Genomic DNA, 25,028 nt, shown 5'->3' on the forward strand with positions numbered 1-25,028 from the left:
TACTTAAATTCACTATCATAATTTGCAATTCGGCTTTGCCACGGCATTTTCAATAATTTCTTTGCTGCGATGTATATCTTCCTTTTTCAGCTCAAGTCCCGCTTCTTCTTCATTTTTGACGGGCTGATAAGCGAGTTTTGCATAGAGCGCAAAGTGATCAGACCCTATGTTGGCGAGCCGTTTAATATCGACTACCGTGAAATGGTGACTCGAAAACATATGGTCCAGCGGCCATCGAGCAAACGGGTACTGTGCATGAAAAGTGTTAAACATGCCTCGGCCAACTCTAGGATCAAGAAGCCCGCTTATTTTCCTAAATAATCTCGTAGTTGGAGACCAAGCAACATCATTAAGATCGCCAGTAACAATAGTTGGCAAAGGCTCATTTATGACGCGTTTGGCTACAACGACGAGTTCTGCATCTCGCTCAATGGCTGTTTCGTTCTCAGTGGGGCTTGGCGGTGCCGGGTGCAAAAAATGTGTTTGGATCATGAGATGGGGAGCGAGCTTGAGTTTCGCATGTATCGAAGGCACGCCTTCTTCAACAATATACTCACATTCTGCCTCATCTAGCGGGTAGCGAGAATAAACGTGCATGCCATATAAATTAGATTGTGGGCATTTTACACTGTAGGGCAGCATGTCTAGCAATGAGTCTAATTGTTGCTCCCATAGCTCATCACTTTCTAACGTGACTAAAATATCAGGTTGATGTGTCCGAACTTGCTCCAATAACAGATTAAACTGTCGATTGGTTTGCAGAACATTGGCGGTGATCAAACTGATTGTGTGAGTACTGGTTGTCGCTTTTTTTACCTCTACCGGCCAAAGTGGGGTGTAGGGTAAAATCCACCAAAGCTGAAAACATAAACAACCCAATAGAGAAACGACAGCTATGGCGGCTACGCTTTGAAGATGAAGATAAAAAGTGGACAGCAGTAGCGTAAATGCGGTAATAACAGCGAGCTGAAGCCGCGGGAACTCCATCGCTCTAACACTCCAGTGTTGATGCTTAGCAAGTGGTAATAACGTGGCTAGCAGGATAAAACCACACAGCGCGACGATAACCCAAGTCATGAAATTCCTCAGAAAATAGATGAATTTAGAAAGTATATTTCATGTTAGCTGAAATCGCTGTGAATAGTATCGGGTTTAGACAGTTGTCTAAACCCGATACTTGTTCAGGGGGATATCTTAGTTTTGGTACGGTGTGTTTTCTGCAAAGTATTCATGGCTGTCAGCATTTTGAATCGCTTGACTCGGGTTTGAGATTGCTAAGTTTTTCGCACCAGATTGACCGTAAACGATGTCATCCGTACCAGCAACAGCATTAAAGTGACTTAGCTCATGAACAATCGTGCCTGCTCGTGAATCCGTACCTAGCTCATTTGCGCTCCAAAATGCGCGACAAAGGTATACTTTGTATGGTTGATTCGGATATACATAGGCAAAGTATGATTTGTTACAACTACAGTCAAAAGTGAGATCTTGGTTGTCGATTGCATCATTGATTGCGTTGAAGTTAGATTTCACGGTTGCATAGCGGCTGCTTGTCGCTGCGCCAAACCAAGTTTGATAACGGGTAGACGGATTGCTTGCTGAGTGGCTATTTAGGTAAGCAACGGAGTTATTCGTAATTTGGTCCGCAGCATTAAGCGCCGACAAAATACTGTTTTTTTCGCTGTTACTACAACGTCCTGTAAAACAAGTGCCATCAGTACAGTCAGCCGCACCTGCTGTTGGCTTTGCACTGACCTGAACATTGCCCTTCGTCATTGCCACGCCTTCAATCCATAGGTTTACCGAATTTGAGCTGAGTTCTGCTACATCGGCACGCATCATCGATTGCTGACCCATCGTTCTTGTAGTCATGCTCGGGATTTCATTTTTACCGAAAAGATCAAATGACTCAACATCATAACTAATTTCGTAGTTGCCTGGCTGGCTAAGATCATAAAGGCCTGAAAGCTCAAATGATTTTGTGAGTGTTTCGCCAGACTTTAACTTGATAAAGTCAGCTTCAGTAGGAGCCGGGCGCTTGTAGTGAGGACCAAAGAAATTAACTTCTTTACCGTCACGCGTAATTTTGAAAATATGCTCTTCTTCAAGGTCTGTATACCAGCTTAAGATTTTCTGATTACCTTTGCCCTGATTGGTGATGTTTAGCGTCGCAATAACATCGCCATTGCTTTTTGTGTCGACATCAACGCTTACTGCTAGGTTTTTATTCATAGCTTGAGCATTAAGGGATGCGGTTACGGCTGCTGCGAGTAACCCGGTAGATAGTGTGCGTGATAGTAGCTTCATTATTTCTTCCTGTTGAGGTTGCTACAGTCTTTTGGCTGGTAGGTACAAAACCAGTTGCAAGGACTGAGTTTACTTGTTGTCATTTATTTATTTTTAAATGTGAATTCAATCTTCACTTTTAATTAACAATAATATATTCGATGTTTCAAGCATAATTTTCACAACAGAGCTTAAAAATTTACATTAAAAAATTACTAATAATTTCAAATAACTGTAATGTTATTGAAAAGTATGGATAAATTTAATACAAAACTTGAGAGAGGGTAGTTGTGAATTTATTGTTTCATTCACATTGGTTTACATTGAGGTGTTTGAAATGGTATTCCAACCGAAGTTGGAGTGGCACTGACGTTGTCTAGCAAGCTGTTTTCAGTGCCGAACTGCGGATTAGATTTCGCTAATGATATCGTCGATAGCAAGGCGAGATTTAGGTAATTTAGCATTAAAATCACCTTCGTCTCGATAGCCCAACGCGACAATAGCAAGAGCATCAAAACCTTGCTCAGTTAACCCAAGCTCATTGCTGAGGATACCAGCATCAAAACCCTCAATGGGCACAGAGTCTATACCGAGTAGTGCTGTGCTTAGCAAAAATTGCCCAAGATTTAAGTAAACTTGTTTGCCAGTCCATGCTTTGATTGCTTCATCGCTGGTTTGATTTAAGCCGACAAAATAGCGACGGCCATTATTCATTTGTGCTTCTACTTCAGAGCCTTTTTCAAATCGACCATCGGCACTTTCTTTGGCTAGCACTTTATCTAAATGTGCATCATCTATATTTTGTTTTGCAGCAAATACAACAACATGTGACGCATTTAGTACTTTGGCTTCATTGAATTTGTAATTCTCTTGTGTGCTTTTAGCCACTTGAGTTTTGCCAGCCTCAGTACTTGCGATGACAAAATGCCATGGCTGAACGTTGGTACTAGACGGGCTTAGTCTTAGCGCTTGCTTGAGTAGGTCAATATCTGAATCACTAATTTTTTTATTAGGATCAAAGGATTTTGTGGAATAACGGTTATTAATTGCATCGCGTAACGTGTACATATCAGACTCCTAAAATTGCTTTAAAGACATAATATGGATTTACATAATCAATAAAAAGATGATAATGAGCTAAATAGTTTCAAAAATTTTTTGAAAATGAATACGCAAGATTTAATCGTCGTGATGAAAACGGCTAAACTTGGCAATATTAGTGCGGCGGCTGCGCAGTTAGACATGCAGGTTGCCACGGCGAGCGCTGCAATAAAACGGGTGGAAAAGCAACTTGGTTTTCAACTCTTTGTGCGTTCTACACGTAGCTTAAGGCTATCCAAGCAAGGTGAAACTTACTTGCCAATTTGCGAGCAGGCACTGGCATTATTGGATGATGGCAAAAAGCAGGTGCTCGACAACGATAACGAAATTTACGGCGAGCTAAGGTTAACTGCACCGTCAGATTTTGGCCGAAATATTCTCCTTCCTTGGCTAGACGAATTACTTGATGAATACCCCAAACTTGCCCTGAAGCTTATTCTTAATGATCACAATCTCGACTTTTATCGTGACGGTGTTGATATCGCGCTGCGCTATGGTGCGCCTGAAGACAGTAGCTTCTACGGCTTTAAAATTTGTGATGTGCCATTGCTGCTTTGTGCCTCTACGGAATATCTCGAAAAACAAGGCACACCAAAGGATCATAATGAATTGAGCGAGCACCAAGGGCTGTTCTTTTTGATCAGAGGCAGTAAGTTTGATACGTGGAAACTGACGAAAAATGAACAAACTTACAAAGTGGTGCTTAAAGGGCGTAGAACCAGTAATGATGCGGATGTGGTAAAGCGCTGGTGTGCGCAAGGAGCGGGTATTTCATTGCGCTCCGCGATAGATGTAGCAGACCAACTAGAGCAAGGCGTGGTGCAAAGTATATTAAATGACTACCGCGTTGAATGTAAGCCGCTGTGGTTGATCTGCCCGTCAAAGCAAATGATCAACCCAAGCGTGAGAGTGCTGCGCGATAAACTAAGAGTGTACTGCCAAGCGCTTGTAGAAAAGGCCGAGCGGTATAAATAACGCACTAGGGCTTGACTGAAGCTGTATTCTTAGGCTTGTCGGGTAAGTGGGTTGGATAACCAAATAGCGCCAACCATTTGCTCTTGAAAGTGTTTGCTTGTGAAAAGCAGTGGAACATATGACGCCACTGAGCAAAGTTAGCATCTAAAGGGGTCTGCTTTGGGGCTGCACCTCTTATTCCATAACAAATTGTAGTGTCTTCACGCTCCTCCACAAAAGTGCCAAAAAGCTTATCCCAAATGATCAGCACCCCGGCAAAGTTTTTATCTATATAGTCAGGATTACTGGCGTGATGGACTCTGTGGTGGGAAGGTGTATTAAAAATCCGCTCTACTATCCCTAATCGATTAACCGTTTGTGTATGGACAAAAAATTGAAAAGCCAAGTTGATTGCGACGATGGCAAATACCAAGGTCGGGGTAAATCCAAGAAGTATCATAGGCAGCCAGAACAGCCACATACCGACAATTGGGTATAGCAAGCTTTGGCGAAATGCGGTGGTAAAATTCATGTTGTTAGAACTGTGATGGACTACGTGTGCACTCCAAAGCCAGTGAATGCAATGTGATGCGCGGTGAAACCAGTAATACAAAAAATCTTGCAAGATAAACCCAAAAAGCAAAGTGAAGAGATTGAGTTCGATTGTGAATAAGGCAAATTGATGGAGCCAGTAAAAGAGCGGCATAAGCACAAGCAAAGCCAGCGCGTCGCTGCCTTGGTGGAGCAAGGCGAGTAGGGCATTGAGTATTGAGTCTCGCCAATCATAGTATTCGTGGTGCTTGATATACTCCCAAGCAACACAAAGTAAAAAGACGGGACTGAGTGCCAGTAAAATTAGCGATACATCAATCATATACAGCTCCTTCTTTAGCCAAAGCTTTGGTACTTTATATGCACAAGCGTAACGGGTTAGCCGTTGACAATCCTGCCAAACTGCGCCAACAATTTGTCCAAATACGACAAAAGGAACTGCAATGCACTCCACTTCGTTTGTATATTTTTATAGTGCGTGGGTATATCTCCATGACCATTTTACTAATGATAATAGACTGCAAGGCGAGTTTGCTGAGCTAGTAGCGTCACGGCCTGAACGTGTGGCACTCGTTGAATATGAGCGGTTACTTGAGGTAGGGCAGGAGTTAAGCGGCGATCCCTTACTTGGTTTTGAGCTGGGTAAAGCCATTCAGCTGCATGACTATGGGGCGCTTGGTTACTTGGTCGAAACCAGTAAAGACTTGCAGCAGGCTATTACCTCATTATTGCATTACGACGCCATTGTCGCCGATATTGGCCTCGCTGTATTCACAAGTGATAGTGACAATGCCAAGTTAACTTGGCAACCAAAAACCCCGCTGGGTAAGCAAGCCATTTTGCGTAATATGACCGCTTGGGTGAGCGCTGCACGGCAGCTTTTACGATCAACTTTATCGCCTAACCAACTCCAGCTTAGCTTTAGCGTGTGTGACCTAGAATTACAGCGTTTGCAAACTTGGTTTGGTTGCCCCGTATCACAAAATTGCCCTAAAAATACGCTGTCGTTTCCGTTAGATTTTCTTACCATGCCAGTCGCTACCGTCGACAGCCTAATGCACGAACATATTGAGCAAGCGGTTGCAAAAAGCGTATCAGCGCTTTGTGATAATCATGATTTAAAAACACGTGTTGCTAATTTACTGGCGGCAAAGCACTCACTGGCCGGAATCAACCAAGCAAGTATGGCTAAGGCATTAAACATGAGTGTGCGTTCGATGCAGCGTAAACTAAAAACACAACACACCAGCTTTAGAACCTTGCTCGACCAAGAGCGAAAGCATAGATTTGAACAACTCATCGGCAACACAAGATTGCTCGATATTGTAGACGCGCTTGGTTTTACAGAGCAAAGTGCGCTGAATAAGGTTTGTTTAAAATGGTACGGGAAGTCACCGTCAAAGCTAAAGTGAAGAACCGAAGGTAGGTAAGTTTTGGTTTGCCTCTAGCTCTGTTAGTTAGATTTAATCGAATTTGAGAGTCAGTACCTGAGGTGGATGGAGAATGCCCCAAGCTTTGTAAATTGCTGACACCCACCTTAAATTGCTGAAATGACAACGAGGCGCAATGCCGCTATCGGCAAACTGATACTCAAGATCAACAATGCGAACAACACTTGGGTAGTTGCTCAGAACATCGAAACGATCTTGAGATTTGCCAGCAAGTGTTGTTAGTGGTGCAGGAATGTATCGAGAAGACTCAGCATCTTCGACAGTGACACTGATGTTTGCTATCGCTGAGCTACGTAAGACCAGTGCTGAAACCAGCAAACCTTTTTAAATATAAATTAATCATTTATATTTTATTGTGATAAAAACTCCCAGCTTCATAGGGGGTTACAGCAGAAAGCACCCCATACCGGTCTTTTTTAATAGCTAAATTTGATAGGGAGTCACTATTTAGTTCTATTTCGGTGCCTATTTGACCAGCGTTGAGCCCAAGCTGCTTGCCCAGCTGCTCCATCTCTTTTTCCATCTGTGGCAAAACTTCTGTTTTTAGCTGTTTTGCCGCCTGAGCATAGCGCTCTTTCTCTTCGGCGGAAGAAGCGTTTTGGGCAATTTGCTCAAACTCAACAATACTCTCCTTGGTCCCTTTTACATCACCAACCCGGAAGTTGTAACCAAAATACATATCCATCATATTACGTGGTAGTTGCATAGCGTAGGCTCCTTGCTATTAGTAAACTCTATGAAAGATAAGCAAATATCACACCAACTAAATAAAACGCTTAATCGGTAAAACATAAACCAGTTATTGACACCAAAGTCTTTTTGTTCGGTTACTGATTCTCGGCGATGCGCCACAACACGCCACTAGGATCAGTAATACAAAATTCGAGCATTTCCCATGGCTGCTTGACAAGTTCAGTTACCTTTACGCCAAACGCTTTGTCCAGCTCGAGTTTTAAAACATGTTCATACCAGCTTTGAGCATCTTCGACTAAAAGGTGCATCATAAAGTTGTTGCTGTGCAATGGCTCATAGAAATCTTGGAGCAAAAAAGAGCAAGAACCAGATTTAAAATATGCGATATCTCCAGCTTCAAAAGCCATTTCAAAGCCAATCATCTGATAAAAGCGTTTAGAGCATTCAAAGTCTTTAGCTGGAACAAAAGACTTTATTTCTACGGTATTCAGGTTTGCCATATTTATGTCCATATTGTGGGTACTTTTTGTAGCCTAACATTTTAGTATTTATGAGACACGCGGTTTGTATTAACAATCGCTTGTTGGAGTATAAATAGTGATGGATGCCATAGATTTTAGTATTAAAAATTACCTACACTTCTTGCACCAGCTTTGATTTGTAGCGGAAGAAGGATTTGTACTGCGCATACCAAATAACTCTGTTAACTCCTTGTGATTAGTAGCCACCGTATTTCTACATTTAGGGCAAGTGTGAGGTAAATTTATTTTTCCCGCCATGATTATTTTCCTTTATTTCTTTCGTTAATACTTTCAGCTTTAGATTTTATTTCTGTCCACTTTTCACGTTCTGGCTCGGTCAGGTCAGATCTTTTCAAATTACTTTCAGCTGTTTTAGCTAATGTCCTAGGGGCTTCTTTTGCAATGGCAATAGAGGCCTTCCCTGCAGCTAAACCAACGTTAAATAGGGTTTTGCCAACTAAAGAGACGGATTTCTTTGCTTTTCCCTTAGTTTCAAACTCATTCGATATTTCATTTACTGCTTCTTTAAGATCGAAGTAGTCAAAAAACTTTTTTGTCATACTAAACTCCTGTCAAATGATAATTGTGTTTTTTATCATTTATCTTGACTAATTGATATTACACCGCGTTACACATTTACATCGCTTTCGCTTGAACACTGCACAAGTAACGAAATTGCTAACATTCTGACTATTCTGGAGATTTATTAAATACCAGCCTTAAAGTAACCAATACAAATAGTAGTGGGTATCACGACTTCCAGCGATTTCATTCTTCGATTTCAGTTTCATTGATTTTCTTTTTTCCAGCCTTGATGAACATTTCCTACAACTTCAAATTGGCTCTGTTCAAACTCTATTGAGGGAATATCAGCATGTCCGTTTAACCATGGCCAAACCTCGTTGGTTTTACCGTTATTCTTATGAGCCTCGTAGAAAAAGGAGATTACAGCTTCAACACAATTAATGATGTTAAAGATTGAATCTTTAAAATACGATTTGTAGAACTCTGTAGCACCAATAGATTTTTGATGGATAATCTCATTTCGATACTCTTCAAGGGTTACGAACTGTCCCCACCATTTTTGTTTTTCAACGTTTGTTGTATTGTAGACACTCGGAAGTATATGTTTAATTTTTGTTTTCAGACTAAGCCAGCGTTCAATGGCAACTTTATCGTATGACTCGGTAATGCCTTTAGAATTTTTTGTGGCTTGATAAATTTGATCTTGCGGAATGCTTAAATTAGCGAAAGCTTCTAATGCTGTGTAGGCAAAAACAATTGCTGATTGTATTTCTTCCACATAATCATAAACGTCTGAGGAGACAGCATCTATTGCTTCTTTTTTGTCTCCAATCAGTTTTGTTACATCTAATTCATAGGTTGGACTTTTGAACTTACCATCATAAATCTCTTTCGCTAGGCGTGAAGCTTTTGCGCTGACACTCATCAGCATCCCAATGTTGTTGGGAACAAAATAGCTAATGTTTCGCGAGCGATTAAGTTTGATGGTGTCAATCTCTTGAACCAACATGGATCCATTTCCACCTTTGACATAGTGAAACGTTGGTTTTGTCATCCTTAGATCCGATACTTTGTAACCTTCAGGAGTCAAACCTACTACCAAAGAGCTTTTGGAGGTTTTCTTATTCTTCATTTTACACCGTTCGTTAAAACAGCTAATTAAAGAGAATTCTAAATATCCTACCTACCCACAAGTAAAAGCAACAATTATCAAGCTAACTTTATTTAATAATTTTAGTTAGTTAGAATTAAAAAGTTGTCATTGCAATATGTAAATCACCTGCGACGAGCTAGTAATGAATTATCAAGTCTTCTTTTGGGTCACTAAGAACTAGTTGCAACTAGCTAAAGTATTAAAAGTACTCAACTGTAAATATCACAGGTGAGGTATTTGAGACTTTTAACTTCTCATTGCGCAGTATGTTTGCAACATAATTTTATCAATTATTTAATGTAAATGAAATTACACTACATTACACATTCGCATTGCTTTCTCTTGACCACGACTCAAGTAACCCTATTGCTCGTATTCTTAACGATTCAAGCGGCTTAAAAATACCTGTCTTGAAATCATCAATAGGGTGTAGCTCTGTCCACTCTCGCTGTTTACTCACGACTTCTTTGCAGATGGACTTAAGGCTTATCCGCTCGCAGATATAAACAACTACAACCAGAGCACTCACTGCTCGTGGTGTTCCTAAGCATGCCTACCACGTGCTATTTCATCCTTGATATCTGTTTGTAAACACGAGAAATCTTAATCGTTTCAATCAAATCTGATTGTACGTGCTTTTATGGTTTTTAACTGTTTGAAAATAAAGTGCTTTATTCCTTTCGTTGACAGCAAAAAAGATTTATCTTGAGAATCAAAATTACTCAATTGCTAAGTGCTATATTTAAGATTACAACTACTCCACTTTTATGTGGGCCCTTGAATTTGCCCACTAACCCTATGTTAAATCGTGGGGTGCCTAAACCATCATGTACTGATGTGCTAACGCATCGCCACCTAAGGATTATTTAGATGCTATCTACTCTATTCGTTGTTGATCAAAATGCAGATGTACTGCCTTTGGCAAATAACGTAGTGACGTTTGAAACGTATTTGCAAGAGTACCCAAAGCTCGGTGAATCAAAACTTCGAGTGATTAATTTATGTGACTGTGACCGTTATTTAAGCCAAGGTTATTACTGCTCTTTACTTGCTGAAGCGCGTAATCACCAAGTGCTGCCGAGTCTAAAGGTTATTAATGGTTTACGTGATGGCGATAATGCGTTGTTTTTATCGCAGGCTTGGTTTGATAAGCGTGGGATCGCGATTACCGATGACGCTGAGTTGATCATTTGTATGGGCGAAACCCAACAGCCTGAATTTGGTAAGTTGGCGGCGTATTTATTTCAGCAATTTCCAGCGCCTTTACTAAAAGTGACATTACAGCAGCAAGACAAAGGCGTGCGTGTGCAGGTGCAGCGTCGCGACTTTTCGACTCTACAGGTAGCGCAGCTTGAGTTTTGTACTCAAGTATTAGGTCATGTGCATGCCACTCAGTGGAACAAACGTAAGAGCCACAAAAAGTATCGCTGGGATATCGCGATGTTGGTGGACCACGATGAAAAGTTGCCGCCAAGTAATAAAGGGGCGATCAGCCGCTTTGTTAAAGCCGGTGAAAAGCTTGGCATTAAAGTTCACCCATTAGAAGCGGCTGAGTTATACAACCTAGGCCAATACGATGGGCTATTTATTCGTGAAACCACAGCGATTGATCACCATACTTATCGCCTTGCGCAAGAAGCAGAGCAAAAAGATTTAGTGGTAATTGATGACCCAAGCTCGATCCTACGCTGTTGTAATAAGGTGTTTTTACATGATGCCTTTAATTACAAAAAGGTGCCAAGTTTAGAAACGCGATTTGTGAGTCAGTGTAATGAACAAGTAATCGATAAACTTATTGCTGAGTTATCGCTACCTATGGTGCTTAAAATGCCTGAGAGTTCGTTCTCAAAAGGCGTATTTAAAGTAAAAACCAAAGAGGAGCTTGGCGAGCGTTTACAAGATCTGATGAGCGTTTCTGCGATTGTGTTGGCGCAAGCTTACTTATACACAGATTACGACTGGCGTATTGGGGTGTTAAATGGCCGTGCGATCTACGCATGCCGTTATCATATGGCACGTAACCATTGGCAAATCTATAACCATGAGTCAAAACGTAATTTCTCGGGTGGGTTTGACACGCTACCAACCTTTGAAGTGCCAAAAGCGGTGTTACGTGCAGCCTTAAAAGCAGCAGCAGTTGTGGGTAATGGTTTGTATGGTATCGATATTAAAGAGCACAACGGCAAAGCCTACGTACTAGAAGTAAACGACAACCCGAATATTGACCAAGGGGTTGAAGACAAATATCTCGGTGACGAGCTGTACATGCAAGTGATGTCTGAATTTTCAAGACGTCTTGAAGCGAGAGGTAAAAAGTAATGTTGCAAGCCGCGTTGGTGCTTGAAAAGGCGACACTGCAGGATTTGAACTCACTGAATGCGCTGGAACAAAACTGCTTCAGTGCAGATAGACTGAGTCGTCGCCAACTCAAGCATTACATCAGTTTTGAACATAGCCTGCTGCTCACTGCAAAGTTGGCAGGGGAACTTGTGGGCTATGGGCTGCTTTGGTTGCACCAAGGAACGCGGCTAGCAAGGCTTTATTCATTGGCGGTATCGCCTCATCATCAAGGTAAAGGGATCGCACGCCAACTGATGTCTGAGCTTGAAGTCAGAGCGGGTGAAATGGGCTGGTTATATATGCGCTTAGAAGTGGCCAAACGCAATGACGCGGCCATCGGCTTATATAAGCGCATGGGTTATCGTGTATTTGGCGAGTATCAAAACTATTATGCGGATCATGACGACGCGCTAAGAATGCAAAAATGCGTGCGTAAGCTGTCGCAAAAGGCGGTGTTGCACCAAGCTCCTTGGTATCAGCAAACGACAGACTTTACCTGCGGACCGGCGTCACTGATGATGGCAATGGCAAGTATAGATCCTGGCTGTATGGGCGATCAGGCCTTAGAGCTTGAAATATGGCGTGAAGCGACCACCATCTTTATGACCGCAGGTCACGGCGGCTGTCATCCATTTGGATTGGCATTGGCTGCGGAGCGCCGTGGTTTTGCGGCAGAGGTGATGGTGAATACGGCGGGCCCGCTATTTTTAGATGGCGTGAGAAGCGCGCAGAAAAAACAGGTGATGACCTTAGTTCATGAGCAATTCCGTCAAGAGTGTGAATATCGTGATATTGCGATTCACCAAGCCGATGTAAAGCTTGAACAGGTTGAGCAATGGTTATTGCAGGGCAGTGCGGTATTGGCTTTGATCAGCACTTATCGGCTAAACGGTAAAAAAGCGCCGCATTGGGTGCTTATTACGGGGTTGGATGAATTGTGTTTATATCTTAATGACCCTGATGTCGAGGACGACCAAAACCCTATCGACTGCCAGCAAGTACCCATCGCAAGGTCGGATTTTGAAAAAATGATGACGTTTGGCGCAAGCAAGTTAAGTGCGCTGGTGGTGTTACACGAGTCATTTTAAATAACGTTTCTGGTTATAAGTCAAAGGGCCTGTATTCGGCCCTTTGTTTTTAGCGCTACATGGCGTTTATAGCGTTTTCAAAAACTCAACGATTTGCCACTTTTCATTGTCACTCAAGGTAGTGCCGTAAACGTGACCGCTGTTATCATTGCCCGGCATCACCTCACCGCTGGCTTTGTTCACTTTGAACTCGTTCATGCCTTGATGAGTAATATAGCCAACATTGATAGGGTCGAATTCGCGACTGCCAACCCAGAAGGTATCTGGGCGTGACTCTGGTGATTGTAGTAGTGACCATAGGTTTGGCACCGAGCCATTATGTAAATATGGCGCGGTTGCCCAAATTCCATTCAACGGCCTTGCTTTGTAGACACCCGCGTCGTAAAAACCATCCACACAATCTTCGTTAGTATTGGGGGTTAACTGTTGTCTATTTGCCAAATAGACTTTGAGGCGCTCTTCAATGGATTTTTTCACTGTGGTTTTCTTACCATCTGGCCCAGTGCGCTCTGCTATTAAGCCCGCTTCGATTGCTTTGATGGGATCTTTTAGCACTAGACCCACCACGCCATTTACTGGGATATCGATAGCGCTATCCACGGCTTGGAATTTGTCTCCCGCGATAATATCGGTTTTTGTGCCTTCCAAGAACAGTGTTTTTGCCATATGGCAGCTTGCGTTATTAGACATAGTGGGATCGGTACCTATCTCTTTTACCGGTACTTTTACCGCTTCGTAATCCTTGAGTAGGTTTTTGCTATCAATGAGTTGGTGGCAGTTGGCGCAATTTGCTTGGAATAGCATTTTTCCTTGTGCCGCCTTATTGGTGTCAATCCCTGGAAGGTACTGCTCAGGCCAAGCTGGTGGCAGAAGTGTTTTTACCCACGCTTCTAGTTGCCCTAACGCATGTAAGTCTACCGTTGAGCTATATCGAGCATGTTTCCCCCAAACGCGCTGCCAAACCGGTGCTTCTTCAATGGATAACGACCCAAACACACCCACAACTTCACCAATGTTGCGTACTAGTGGGCCGACCACAGGAATATTGGGGGCGGAAGCATTCCACTGCACAACATTTGACTGGTGCGTTCCCCATAAAAATGGATAAGAGACGGGCGCGGTGGGTGCATTTTTATTGTTAAGGTCGTCAAGCGCAAATGCCGTGCCGGCGTTTTGTATATTGCCAAACGCATCAAGTCGAGCATAGCTAGTAAAATCGTCTGGATAGTCTTCGGGCAAGTCATTAACGGTTTGTCGCTCGGCGGTTGCAAGCGCCACATGCTTGAGATCGTCTCGCAAGTCATCAATCAATTCTTGCGATGCCCCTTCATTTAATACGCGCATCGCAAAACGACTAAACTTTTGATTATCGTTAAGGGTCGCTTCTAAAGCAGCATTTAGGCGGCTAAAAAAGAGTACAAAGTTGGCGAGGGTGGGCGCACCTTCTACCAAGATTTTTGTGCCATTATAGTCAATTTGGTTAGTGTGACATGCCGCACAGGTCATCCCGACCCAAGCTTGTCCCGTGGTCTGGTTGTTATGCACGGCAAAGCCGATGGGCAAACCTGAAGGGTTATTGGCGGCGGTTTTACTGGGCAGGTAGCGCAGCATTTCCATATGTTCGCTATCGCGAAAGAGCTTTTTACTGTTGGGCTGCTCTAACCAAGTAAACCAAGTATAGGGAATGATTTGTGACCCTTGACCTGTGAACCAAAAGTCTTGCCGAAGTTTATCTGACCATCCTTGATTGAGCCACACTCGCTCAGGCACTTGACCAGATTCTGCAACCGGGTCGAGCGTTTCTTTAGGCACTGAAGGTTTTTTACTTGGTGAGCTACAACTTGCGAGAAACAGTGTGCAAGCCACTGCCGTACTAACATATTTTATTACTAGTCTATTGTTCATGTTGAACTGTCCGTGACGGTGGAAGTACCAACTACCTTAGTACAAACTTATTAACAATCAAGTTACACGACATTACACGTGCCTTTTATTTCCAAGATGAGAAAGTCTCACCTTTCCAAATATGAAATATTTATGTAAATTTATTTGTTTACACTAAATTAACTTTATTTGTTTGGGAGCAGTTGTGCGTCGAAGTAGTTTTGCCATTTTTCATGTTATGGCGGTCATAGTTATCTTGGTTGGGTTACTGACAGGCCCTCGCTTGGGCATTATCAATCATGATTCTCTTGCGTTTCTTTCGCCTTTGCTTCCACAAGGCGCGTTGCTGTCAGTGCACGTGTTATTTGGTTGTTTACTCACCTTGATTGCGATTGTTTTTACGGTGGCAACCATTCGCGCGCCGTTTCATGGCGCACCAAGCAAGTTTGATAAAGCCGTTAACTACTTTGGGTATCTTGTTATCGTGCTGAGTATAGCCACAGGTTGGTTACTTTGGCTCAATCCAGAGAGTCTAAGTCTAGTTATTCATGGGTTATCAGCGACAGCCATTTTTTTGTATTTGGTGTTACATGGCATAAAGCACACCGTGTTTAAGGGTAAGCAAGTACTGAGCGTATTATTGCCTAGAAACGCGCTTATTTTACTCAGTTGCAGTGTTGCTCTGGTGTATTTTTGCGGTCTTGGTTTAAAGCTCATTGTTGCAGAGCAGCATTTACGGCTAGAAGTTGCGCCGCTATCAACGCAAAGCCACCTTGAAATAGACGGTAAAGGAGACGAACCGGAATGGTTGCGTGCCAAGCCTATTAAGTTAACTACATTTGGTGGTGCAAACTTCTTAGATGGGAGTAGTGAGGTCGAAATAAAAGCGTTGAGCAACCATGATGAAACCTTCTTTCTGATCCGCTGGCAAGATCCGACCGAAAGTCTAGAGCATCTGCCGCTCGAAAAAACCTCGGACGGTTGGCAAGTACAAGAAAATGGCTTTTATCGCTTTGACGAGCGGACTTATTACGAAGATAAGTTTGCCATCATGCTATCGACTACCTGTGGACTAGGAGGTGATGGCACCGTTCAATACGGCGATGCGCCGCTTGCAGACAAACCCCGAAATTGGCATGGCAAGGGCTATCACGCAAGTACGGACGGCCGCACGCGAGATTTATGGCACTGGAAAGCGCTGAGAACCAATGACATGTACTTGGCCGATGATAATTTTTTTGGGCCGCCTCAAAGCGTTGCACTTGGGCAAAGACGCTACACCGCAGGGTATCAACCTGATGGCAAAGAAAGCGGTGCTTATGTGATGAACTGGCGCTGGTACTCACCAACTGAGGTTACGCCAAAGCGAATGCCAATTCCATCGCCAGATATCACTGAGCGCAAAGTCCTTGACTGGTTTGCCAGCGAGACCTACAACCCACAACGAGATATGGCGAAAATTGGCGAACAGCTCCCGTCCGTGTTGTACCGTTCAAATCGTTTTGAGGGAGATAGAGCCGATGTTAGGGCTAGGGGAGAGTGGCACGATGGTTATTGGACGCTAGAGCTGGTACGTAAACACCAAACGCATTCTCCCCTTGATGTTGAACTACGCTCTGGTGTTTGCATGTGGGTTTCGGCATTTGATCACGCACAAATCGCGCATACTCGTCACCACAGAGCGATTCAATTGAGGTATATGTTATGACCGTTGCCTCACGTTTAATACTTAGTTTAGCGATTGCCGCTGTGGCGACTAGCTACTTGTTATTTAGCACCTCTGAGCGAGAGACTCCAACTCACGCACGCTTTATTAAAGTCACTAATGACATGCAGTTTTTGTCTGTCTGGCAGGGTCCTTGGCATTGTGTCTATGACAAAAAGCTTAATCTGCTCTGGGAAGTAAAACGAGATGATGAGTCTATCCACGATGGCTATTGGAGTTACTCTTGGTATGACGGTCAATTTGGTCATGCTGATCAAGGTGATTGTTATTTCGAAGCATCCCATTGCGATAGCCAAGATCTGATCCGTAAAACCAATCAAGCTTCATTATGTGGTAGTGCCGAGTGGCGCTTACCTACGCCTGATGAGCTAAGCTCTTTAATTCAAACGCCAAATAGTCCCGGACAACCCCATATCGCAAGTGATTTTTTCCCGTACATTAAAAATGGCGATTATTGGACTGGTGAGGCGGGCGTCCCGTTACCTAAGTCGTTTAAGCGTGAAAAGCTAGGGGCAACTGCCGTGAATTTTCACTCTGCGGAGGTGCTTTCGCTCCCTTATGCAAACGCCGCATTTGTGATGTTGGTGGCTACGCCGTCAACACCACTCTCATTGGCTCAAAGTCGTGCTGAGCCAGTTACTCTAAACTAGGAACCAAGGAAATGAAATATACTCAAATGGCAACTTTTGTAGTTGCAGCTTGTCTATCTTGTAGCAGTTTTGCTGCGAGTGACTACCACCGTCTTGTGTGGGACACCAGTCCAAGTACTTCAGCAACAATAGGATTTACTCCTACATCTGGCACTAATCATATTGTTAAATATGGCAGCACAACGGATGAGCAGAGCTGGCAAAGTGCTGCAGTCAGTGCAACACATACCTTTGACGGTGGCCTCTCAAGTTCATTTGTGAGATTAACCGGCTTAACCCCAAATAGTGCGGTTTATTATCGTGTTTGTGATTCACAAGGTTGTGGTCAGCGCTTGTGGTTCAGAACTGCGCCGCAAACGGCATCAGGGATCACTGCCGTAGCAGGTGGTGATACGCGCACGGGTTGGACAACGCGCCGTAAAGGTAATGCGCTTATCGCTAAAATTCGACCGCTATTTATTATGCATGGTGGCGATTACACCAATGCAAACTCCGTTTCTGAAATGCGTGAATACTTAAAAGATTGGCAATTAACCTTTTCGGATGATTTGATAGATGGCCTTGCATATAAGCGAATTTATCCATTTGTAGCAACACATGGCAATCACGAAGACGATAACTACAAAACGCTATGCGAAGTATTTGGCGTAGATTATGACCAAGATGGTGCGTGTACAGCAAAAGATACCTATGGTGCTTTTAACGTGGCGGGGCTTTTAAGGGTTTATACCTTAAATAGCCAATTTAAAAATAGTGGCTGGTCGAGCTATGCCACAGCGATGAACAATTGGCTAAAAAGCGACTTACAGTCTCAGGGAAACAGCGCAACGTGGCGTATCGCTCAGTATCACAAGCCGATGTATCCTCACTATTCTGGTAAGTCAGACAACACCATATTACACACTTGGTGGGCACAAGACTTCTATAATAATGCGATGAACTTAGTGGTAGAGTCCGATACTCATATCAATAAACTGACTTACGCACTAACGCCTACCAGCAATGGCTTTACTGCAACGACCCAAGGCGGCACCGTTTATGTGGGTGAGGGAAGCTGGGGTGCACCGGCAAGAAGCGCCAATGATCCGAAAAGCTGGACTATCGATCTTGCGAGTATTCAACAGTTTAAAGTGTTGAGTGTGACAAACGATAAGCTTACTGTTCGAACTGCTGAGTTTTCAAGTAATGCAACCGCGTTATCTAAAGCGCAGCGAGATGCCGATCCGCTCGCGTTACCTATGAATATGACCTGGTGGTATGCCGCTGAAATTGGTGATGAACTGAATCTGATCAAAGCAAGCAATAATCTATCCGTGATTGAAACTCCCATTGTTGAGCCACCAGCTGCAATTGAACTTATCAGTGGTCAAACACAAGCGAATGTCACTGGCGCTAAGTCTTCTCAGACACTTTATTACATTGATGTGCCAGCAGGAGCAACGCAACTAAAAGTTGAAACGGCGGGCGGCAGTGGTGATGTAGATATGTATGTGCGCTTTAATTCGGAGCCGACGACACAACACTACGATTGTCGACCCTATAAATCAGGTAATAATGAAGTCTGTACAATTACTCCAGTACAAACAGGTCGCCATTACGTGATGTTGAATGGGTTTAGTAGTTATTCAGGAGTGTCATTGACTGCGACTGTTTCCACAGGTACTCCCCCAGATCAAGGTAATAGCCAGCAATGGTTGGATCAATCCGCCAGTAAAGGTCAGTGGCAATATTATACTTTTGACGTGGCACAGGGGACACAAAGCCTGCAAGTAAAGGCATCGGGTGGTACTGGAGACGCTGATTTATATCTGCGTTTTGGTCAACAACCAAATAGTAATACCTACGAGTGTCGGCCTTATGAAAATGGCAATAATGAAACGTGCACAATCACCAATCCAAATGCGGGAACTTGGCATATTGGACTCTATGGTTACGCTGCTTTTTCAGGATTGACTCTACAGGCAGAAAGTCAATAACCCTGTAAATGAGAGCTTGGTGGTTATTGGTGTAACGATCAAGCTCATTTTAAAACTGACCGAATTTTGAGAGTAACTTGACCGTTCACAATTAATGGAATTGAGACAATAATCGAGGTACAATACCGCTGCATTTTTGGGCATGCAATTGTCTTTATGCAACGACCTCTGACGCGCGCAATCGTTGCGGTTCGTAGGGAAGAATAAATTTACCACGTGTTTGGCTATGTACCGTGGTGATAACAAGGAATCAATTATGAATACAAAACTTCTCGTTGGCTTAGGTGCGGTGGCTATTGCCGTTGGTGCTTATGTAACCACTCAATCATCTTCTTCAAGCATCGCGATGGAACAACTGGAATACGTTCCGGCTGATACCGCTGTATTTTGGGGGCAATTAACGCCTTTTGAGCAGCAAAAATATTTATCTTTTATGCCTGAAGCGCTTAGAAAAGTACAAAACCTTGAAGAAGTAACTGGGTTGCTTAGAAAAGAAAATGACAAACATCTGAATTTTCTGGCGACGCTATTAGAGCAGTACAATCTAGCAATGACATCCCCTGAGCAAATGAAAGCTATCTTAGGTATGGGTGAGACAGTTAGAAGTGTATTCTACACCGTTGGATTGTTACCGACACTGCGTTATGAACTGGCAGATCCTGAAGCTTTTCAACGCACAATAAAAATGGCTGCAAAAGATGCCGAAATCACATACCAAGAAGATACGCTTGATGGCGTCGCATTAACGCGTTATCAGCTTGAGTTCGCGCCAGAAGCTAAAATTGAGCTTATCACATCCGTGCAGGGTCAATGGGTAACGACGACATTTAACACGCCAATTAACACCGAAGCGGATTTAAAAGTCGCTTTGGGGATTGCCAAACCAGCCCAGTCACTGGCGCAATCTGGCAAACTTGAGCAATACAATACGCAGTTCGGTTTTGATGGTTCGTCAATTGCATTTTTGAACCATGTGGCTATCGTCGATGGCATTACTGCAAATAAGCAGTCTGATTTGACTCGTATGTTAGATAACCTATTGCAGCTAGGCGGTGGGACTGAGAAATTAGCAGCGGTACGTGCCCCTGAGTGTCAGGCGGATTACAGTGAAATCGCCAATCTGTGGCCAGCAACGGTATTGGGTACCAAGCATATCCAATTTACTAATTCCGCAATCGACTTTGAAGTTGATACTGTGGTGGTGGGTAAAGATGCTGAACTGATGAAAGCACTTGGGTCGATCCGTGGCTTTATTCCTGCGCATGTCACCAACGGCGAAGAGAAAGTACTAGGGTTTGGCTATGGTGTTGATGTTGCAAACGTTGCACCGCTTGTAAACACCCTTTGGGGCCGTTTTACTAAAGCTGAATTCAAGTGTTCTGAACTCGTTGCACTTCAGCAGCAAGCGAAACAAAACAGTCCAATGGCTATTGCGATGATGACAGGCATGGCGAACTCGGTTAAAGGCGTGAGTGCATCCGTGTTTGATCTTGTTATGGAGCCAAACGACCAAGGCATGCCGGAACCTAAAACGTTTGATGCTCTAGTCACATTGTCTGCCGAAGATCCTTTAGTACTTGTTAATACGGTGAAAGGGTTTGCACCTATGCTGGGTCAAATTCAAATCCCAGAAGACGGGACACCGGTTTCAATTAACCAGTATATTCCATCTCCGCAGCCTTTAGATGTGGATATTAAACTAGCGGTTAAAGGCGATCACTTGGTGTTGTATACGGGTGAAAAGGCGACGGTTATTGCTGAGAAAATGGCAAGCCAAGCGCTAGAAAGTAATGGCATGATGCATTTCAGCATGGACATGCAAGCGTTTTTAGCACCAATGTTAGAAGCGGCAAAAGCGACTGGTCAACCAATGCCTGAAGGTATTGATGCGCTTTTACAGCAAAATATGGTGTTTGAGTTTAGTATGGATGTTGCCGATCACGGCCTTGTATTTGGCACTGATATGAAGCTGAAAAAACTATAACGAGCAAAAGCCAAAATGATGTTAAAAATGCCGACGTTAAGTCGGCATTTTTGTTTATACTGGCTGTAATTTTTGAGAAGGAGGTTTTATGAAATTACAAAATAGGTTGCTGCTGATGTTGGCATTGCTTAGCACTATATCTTATGCAAGTGATACCCAGTTTGGCGTTGGTGCAGACATGAGTAAGCTCGTTGCAGCCGAAGACGTATTGAAAAACACTGAGCAGTTTGTGGGGAGTCAGATCACGCTGTCGGGTGAAGTGGTCAAGGTGTGTAAAAAACGCGGCTGTTGGATGACACTGAAAGTAGATAACGGCGAGGAAATAAACGTAAAGGTAAGGGATGGCGATATGGTTTTTCCAATGTCCGCCATTGGAAAGCAAGCCTATGCGACTGGAGTACTTGAGCAGTTCGAGTTAGACATTGAGAAAACGAAGCGTTATTTGGCGCATAGAGCACACGAAAACGGTGAAGTGTTTGATGCAAGCAAAGTCACTGAAGGAATGAGTCTAGTTAGGCTCAAACCGGATGCAGTAACGATTCTAGAAGCGCAATAAAAGCTATTTCACAAGTACAGCGTACTCAAAGTTAGTGCGCTGTGAATTTGGACTGATCACTACTTGGTAAGTGTCGGCGCCAAGCATCACATAATTTACTTTTCCTACTTTAAGTGGCTTTGGGGTACTATCTAAGTCCATGATCCAGACACCAGTTTCCGTATCCGGAGCTAAGTTTATTAAGGTTCTTCCGGCGTTATTTGGAATATATAAAGCGGCGTTACTGCTTTTACCCCAAATGGCCTTTAGTTTGTGGTTTTCCGACACCAACGTGTAATCCGCAGGACCGGAAGGGCGCATATCGGTCTGACGTTTGACTTCACACTGTTCACATTGAATTGAGGGAGCTGACAGGTGCGTTTGCAGCTGACCATCAAAAATGATGCCTTCTGAAGCTATTCTCCACAAAGATTGACCTTCGCCCAACTGGTGGCATCCCGACATGAGTATGGCTGAACATACTAGGCTGTAATATTTGTTGAAAATAGGCACCGGATCACCAAAAGAAAACTAGTTAAACCGGTACAAATAGTAGCTAATCTTTAGTATTAATATAAGGTCTTAACGTTAATGAATGTAAAAGGCTTCTTCACCAGATATTAAGCTTAACTGCTACAGCCGCTACCGCAACTTGAGCCGCTACTACAACTTGAGTTTGAAGAGCTTGAGGAAGCGCTGCTGTCGCCACTGTCCATTGACGTACAGCCAATGTGTCCGGCATACGTTGTACCGCTGGAATCGCCTTTGGCAATGGGCTCTCGAAAGTCAGTTGCCGAGTAGTAATACCCATTTGGGATGTTAAGTAAGGCATCCAGTGCGAATAATATAGGTAAAGCAGCCGGCCTGCGCGGAGATATTCCTTCGATGCTACAGCAGGCTCGCCATGTCTTACGCAGACTGAGTTGAGCCTTATTTTTCCCTTTCATTGCCTCAGATGGACAATGGTGTAAGAAACGGTCAAAGGCCTCGTAGCAAAAGGAATGATACTCTTGGGTATGTAAAATAAATTCATGCCACAGTGCATCGACAACCCGAGAGGGCATAGCAAGAGGTTGATCCTCGAGCAATAAGTTCGCTTGGAAAAACTGCTTAAGGCCCAACTCAACTTGTGCCAGTTGCTCATTGGTGAGCTTGGGATAATGGTGACTGAGTTTGGGTCTTAAATGCGTGAGGTCGTAATCGTGAATAAAAGTACGTCTACGCGCTGTTGTTTTTACTTTTTGATACTGTAATACGCCAACAAAGGCCACAAACGCCGCAACAAGTATAAGAAATCCAGTCATGTTATTTCCCTATATTTTTGCGCCTTAGACTGACCGAATGTATAGAATGTGTCAATAACGGGAAATATTAGAAGCAAGATTTCTTGCCTCTAATTGATTGAAAGTCTCTTAAATAACCTAAATACTCTGTTTGACGTATTCTCCGGGGGCGTCGTAAATCCCTGGTTGTTCATCACTTTGCGCGGCACGGGCTGGAACTTGCTCTGGGTTTATTTGATGTAACCACTGCGCCCAATGCGACCACCATGACCCGCTTTCATGCTTTGCCGAGGCTAGCCACTCAGCGGGATTTTCTTGGTCTTGTCCATCAAACCAATAACCATATTTGTTTGCACTTGGCGGGTTGACGACTCCGGCAATATGACCAGACTCCCCAAGCACAAAGGTGAGCGGGCTGCTGAGCCTTTTGGCCCCCTCAAAAGTGCCTTGCCACAGCGCAATATGATCGTCACGGGTAGAGAGAAAGTAGACCGGTTGCTTTACTTTACTGAGGTCAATTTTAGTGCCACGAATACTGACAGACTTATCTTCAATAAGCTGATTATTGAGATATAAGTCTCGTAAAATAAAGTTGTGACAGGCCGCTGTTAGGTTCGTGCTATCACTATTCCAGTAGAGTAAATCTAAGTCGGCGGGCGCTTTGCCTTTGAGGTAGTTATTGACGAAGTAATTCCAATACAAGCTGTTTTCTCTCAGCATACTAAAAGAAGTACCGAGCAGGTGCCCCGACATCACGCCATTTTGATGATTATACTGCTCCAGCGCGCTAATGGTGGGCTCATTGATAAATGCACCAAGTTCTCCTGGCTGCGAGAAATCTAAAATCGTGGTTAGCAAGGTTGCACTTTTTACTCTTTGTTTTATGCGCTTAGCAGCAATATAGGCCATACACGTAGTGAGTAGAGTACCGCCGATACAATAACCCACAGTATGGATTTGCGTTTCGCCTGTTTGCTTTTCAGTTTTCTCTAAAGCACATAACACACCGTCTACGACGTAGTCGTCAAACGCAATATTTGCCATGCTTGGATCTGGGTTTTTCCATGACATCATTAACACGGTATAGCCTTGTTCAATTGCCCATTTAACCAAGGAGTTATCTGCTCTCAAGTCCAAAATATAGTATTTATTAACAAATGGCGGCACGATAAGCAGGGGCGTCTTGTGTACTTGCTCCGTAGTCGGATGATATTGGATCAATTCAAACAAGTGGTTTTGGAATATCACTCTTCCGGGTGTACAAGCTAGGTCTTCACCAAGTGTATACGCATTTTCATTGGTCATGCTGACTCGGAGCATTTCAGTACTTTTAGCTAAATCTTTTTTTAAGCGCGCCAGTCCATCGAATAGATTCTGCCCGTTACTTTCTAGCGTCAGCTTGAGTAATTCAGGATTGGTTGAAACAAAGTTGCTCGGTGACACTGAATTAACGAACTGTCTTGCAAAAAACGCTAATCGCTCTTTAAGTTTTGGGTCGAGACCAGGGGTATTTTCAATAGTGTTTTGTAGTGATTGTCCAAACCAAAGATAGCTTTGTTTTAGGTAGTTAAACCAAGGGTTCTCTTGCCAATCTGGGTCTATAAAGCGTTTGTCTCCACGCTCAGGGCTAACAATGTCTTCTTTCTCATCAGTCGTTTGTGGCATAAAACTGTTTTGAAAAATTGCAAACTGAGTTTGCCACCACGCATTTTGCTGCTTAATAAAGGTTTCTGGTTGCTGGTTGAGTGCACTGAGCCAGCTTTGTAAGTCGGCTTGGTTTTGCTCATTTAATGCATTTTGTAATGGATTCTCTTTACCAAAATTTGTCGCTGCGAGCTGCCACAATTCTTGGTTATATTGCCACCACGCAGTTAACCCTTGCTCAATATTTTCTTGAGTGCCCATACAGGTAGATCCTTTGTGTTGTTTGAACGGGTAAGGCGACCTAAGTCGCCCAAAATTGCAGGTTATTGCGCTTTCGCGGTTTTTAGGGTTTCTTTACCAAGAGACTCTAAGCTGTCTTTAAATTCTTGACCTAATTGAGAAAGCTTTTGACCATCTTGGATCATCTGTTGGCTTAATGCGTTTAACGCGTTCAACTGACTTGCGTTAAAATCCATCATAGATTTTGCATCTTTGATTTCAGTCGCTTGCTTTAGCTGCTCAATGGATGTTTTAGTGATCTGTTCAGCCGAGTGCAGCTGAATTTTAGATAGTGCTTCGATGTTTTTTGCTACGATTTGGTTAAACTGTACCGCTGGTGCAAAGAATTGCTCAGTTTGTTCGTTGAATGTTTTGAATAAATCGCTGTACATGGTCTTTTCCT

Annotated in this window: 24 protein-coding genes; 9 read left to right on the plus strand and 15 right to left on the minus strand. The window is 43.4% G+C overall.

The window, feature by feature from the left end; translation table 11 throughout:
- Positions 1-15: 15 nt before the first annotated feature.
- The 3 genes from B1L02_RS04160 to nfsB all read right to left on the minus strand — a co-directional run bounded on the left by B1L02_RS04160 (position 16) and on the right by nfsB (position 3,354).
- The gene (locus tag B1L02_RS04160; RefSeq protein ID WP_088530032.1) at positions 16-1,077 is read right to left on the minus strand and encodes an endonuclease/exonuclease/phosphatase family protein; all 1,062 of its coding nucleotides are present in this window, start codon (positions 1,075-1,077) and stop codon (positions 16-18) included.
- A gap of 117 nt (positions 1,078-1,194) precedes the next feature.
- Entirely contained in the window at positions 1,195-2,307 is a 1,113-nt protein-coding gene (locus B1L02_RS04165; protein WP_088530033.1) for a M35 family metallo-endopeptidase, read from the minus strand.
- Positions 2,308-2,694: 387 nt separating this feature from the next.
- Entirely contained in the window at positions 2,695-3,354 is a 660-nt protein-coding gene (nfsB, locus tag B1L02_RS04170; protein WP_088530034.1) for an oxygen-insensitive NAD(P)H nitroreductase, read from the minus strand.
- 96 nt (positions 3,355-3,450) lie between these two features.
- Here nfsB and B1L02_RS04175 point away from each other — a divergent pair, with 96 nt between their 5' ends.
- Positions 3,451-4,362 carry a LysR family transcriptional regulator gene (locus B1L02_RS04175; protein WP_088530035.1) on the plus strand — a complete coding sequence of 304 codons (912 nt, stop codon included), beginning with the start codon at positions 3,451-3,453 and terminating at the stop codon, positions 4,360-4,362.
- 4 nt (positions 4,363-4,366) lie between these two features.
- Here the strand turns inward: B1L02_RS04175 and B1L02_RS04180 are convergent, their stop codons facing one another.
- Positions 4,367-5,215 (minus strand): sterol desaturase family protein, encoded by an 849-nt coding sequence (locus B1L02_RS04180; RefSeq protein ID WP_088530036.1) that lies wholly within the window; start codon positions 5,213-5,215, stop codon positions 4,367-4,369.
- 121 nt (positions 5,216-5,336) lie between these two features.
- On the opposite strand from B1L02_RS04180, the gene B1L02_RS04185 reads away from it, so the two are divergent.
- On the plus strand, positions 5,337-6,305 hold the full coding sequence (locus tag B1L02_RS04185; protein WP_088530037.1) for an AraC family transcriptional regulator: 969 nt from the start codon (positions 5,337-5,339) through the stop codon (positions 6,303-6,305).
- 51 nt (positions 6,306-6,356) lie between these two features.
- On the opposite strand, the gene B1L02_RS04190 is transcribed toward B1L02_RS04185, so the two are convergent.
- The 6 genes from B1L02_RS04190 to B1L02_RS23970 all read right to left on the minus strand — a co-directional run bounded on the left by B1L02_RS04190 (position 6,357) and on the right by B1L02_RS23970 (position 9,765).
- Positions 6,357-6,662, minus strand: a complete 306-nt coding sequence (locus B1L02_RS04190; RefSeq protein WP_088530038.1) for a hypothetical protein — start codon at positions 6,660-6,662, stop codon at positions 6,357-6,359.
- A 25-nt stretch (positions 6,663-6,687) separates the two neighbouring features.
- Positions 6,688-7,050: a hypothetical protein gene (locus B1L02_RS04195; RefSeq protein ID WP_088530039.1), complete on the minus strand. Its 363-nt coding sequence runs from the start codon at positions 7,048-7,050 to the stop codon at positions 6,688-6,690.
- 121 nt (positions 7,051-7,171) lie between these two features.
- Positions 7,172-7,537, minus strand: a complete 366-nt coding sequence (locus tag B1L02_RS04200) for a VOC family protein (protein ID WP_088530040.1) — start codon at positions 7,535-7,537, stop codon at positions 7,172-7,174.
- Between the two features lie 281 nt (positions 7,538-7,818).
- A complete protein-coding gene (locus B1L02_RS04205; protein ID WP_088530041.1) occupies positions 7,819-8,118 on the minus strand; it encodes a hypothetical protein in 300 nt (99 codons plus the stop codon).
- A gap of 227 nt (positions 8,119-8,345) precedes the next feature.
- The gene (locus B1L02_RS04210; RefSeq protein WP_157757221.1) at positions 8,346-9,215 is read right to left on the minus strand and encodes a hypothetical protein; all 870 of its coding nucleotides are present in this window, start codon (positions 9,213-9,215) and stop codon (positions 8,346-8,348) included.
- A gap of 340 nt (positions 9,216-9,555) precedes the next feature.
- Positions 9,556-9,765, minus strand: a complete 210-nt coding sequence (locus B1L02_RS23970) for a hypothetical protein (protein WP_088530043.1) — start codon at positions 9,763-9,765, stop codon at positions 9,556-9,558.
- A gap of 341 nt (positions 9,766-10,106) precedes the next feature.
- Here B1L02_RS23970 and B1L02_RS04220 point away from each other — a divergent pair, with 341 nt between their 5' ends.
- Complete coding sequence (locus B1L02_RS04220) at positions 10,107-11,555, plus strand: RimK family protein (RefSeq protein WP_088530044.1); 1,449 nt, start codon at positions 10,107-10,109, stop codon at positions 11,553-11,555.
- The gene (locus B1L02_RS04225) at positions 11,555-12,664 is read left to right on the plus strand and encodes a GNAT family N-acetyltransferase/peptidase C39 family protein (protein WP_088530045.1); all 1,110 of its coding nucleotides are present in this window, start codon (positions 11,555-11,557) and stop codon (positions 12,662-12,664) included. Before B1L02_RS04220 ends, B1L02_RS04225 begins: the two co-directional genes overlap by 1 nt.
- 66 nt (positions 12,665-12,730) lie before the next feature.
- Here the strand turns inward: B1L02_RS04225 and B1L02_RS04230 are convergent, their stop codons facing one another.
- Positions 12,731-14,569: a di-heme-cytochrome C peroxidase gene (locus B1L02_RS04230; RefSeq protein WP_088530046.1), complete on the minus strand. Its 1,839-nt coding sequence runs from the start codon at positions 14,567-14,569 to the stop codon at positions 12,731-12,733.
- A 184-nt stretch (positions 14,570-14,753) separates the two neighbouring features.
- Here B1L02_RS04230 and B1L02_RS04235 point away from each other — a divergent pair, with 184 nt between their 5' ends.
- From B1L02_RS04235 to B1L02_RS04255, 5 genes are all read left to right on the plus strand, one after another.
- On the plus strand, positions 14,754-16,256 hold the full coding sequence (locus B1L02_RS04235) for an ethylbenzene dehydrogenase-related protein (protein WP_088530047.1): 1,503 nt from the start codon (positions 14,754-14,756) through the stop codon (positions 16,254-16,256).
- Positions 16,253-16,924: a DUF1566 domain-containing protein gene (locus B1L02_RS04240; RefSeq protein WP_088530048.1), complete on the plus strand. Its 672-nt coding sequence runs from the start codon at positions 16,253-16,255 to the stop codon at positions 16,922-16,924. The genes B1L02_RS04235 and B1L02_RS04240 overlap by 4 nt, the downstream gene beginning before the upstream one ends.
- A gap of 11 nt (positions 16,925-16,935) precedes the next feature.
- On the plus strand, positions 16,936-18,900 hold the full coding sequence (locus B1L02_RS04245) for a pre-peptidase C-terminal domain-containing protein (RefSeq protein WP_088530049.1): 1,965 nt from the start codon (positions 16,936-16,938) through the stop codon (positions 18,898-18,900).
- Positions 18,901-19,156: 256 nt separating this feature from the next.
- The gene (locus tag B1L02_RS04250; RefSeq protein WP_088530050.1) at positions 19,157-20,884 is read left to right on the plus strand and encodes a hypothetical protein; all 1,728 of its coding nucleotides are present in this window, start codon (positions 19,157-19,159) and stop codon (positions 20,882-20,884) included.
- Between the two features lie 88 nt (positions 20,885-20,972).
- A complete protein-coding gene (locus tag B1L02_RS04255; protein ID WP_088530051.1) occupies positions 20,973-21,440 on the plus strand; it encodes a DUF4920 domain-containing protein in 468 nt (155 codons plus the stop codon).
- A gap of 3 nt (positions 21,441-21,443) precedes the next feature.
- Here the strand turns inward: B1L02_RS04255 and B1L02_RS04260 are convergent, their stop codons facing one another.
- The 4 genes from B1L02_RS04260 to B1L02_RS04275 all read right to left on the minus strand — a co-directional run bounded on the left by B1L02_RS04260 (position 21,444) and on the right by B1L02_RS04275 (position 25,017).
- Complete coding sequence (locus B1L02_RS04260) at positions 21,444-21,884, minus strand: hypothetical protein (protein WP_232003132.1); 441 nt, start codon at positions 21,882-21,884, stop codon at positions 21,444-21,446.
- 161 nt (positions 21,885-22,045) lie between these two features.
- The gene (locus B1L02_RS04265) at positions 22,046-22,723 is read right to left on the minus strand and encodes a glycine-rich domain-containing protein (RefSeq protein WP_088530053.1); all 678 of its coding nucleotides are present in this window, start codon (positions 22,721-22,723) and stop codon (positions 22,046-22,048) included.
- Between the two features lie 117 nt (positions 22,724-22,840).
- Positions 22,841-24,607: a class I poly(R)-hydroxyalkanoic acid synthase gene (gene phaC, locus B1L02_RS04270; RefSeq protein ID WP_088530054.1), complete on the minus strand. Its 1,767-nt coding sequence runs from the start codon at positions 24,605-24,607 to the stop codon at positions 22,841-22,843.
- Between the two features lie 62 nt (positions 24,608-24,669).
- The gene (locus tag B1L02_RS04275) at positions 24,670-25,017 is read right to left on the minus strand and encodes a phasin family protein (protein WP_017216260.1); all 348 of its coding nucleotides are present in this window, start codon (positions 25,015-25,017) and stop codon (positions 24,670-24,672) included.
- Positions 25,018-25,028 lie beyond the last annotated feature (11 nt).

Source organism: Pseudoalteromonas piscicida (assembly GCF_002208135.1).
Taxonomy (GTDB): domain Bacteria; phylum Pseudomonadota; class Gammaproteobacteria; order Enterobacterales; family Alteromonadaceae; genus Pseudoalteromonas; species Pseudoalteromonas piscicida_A.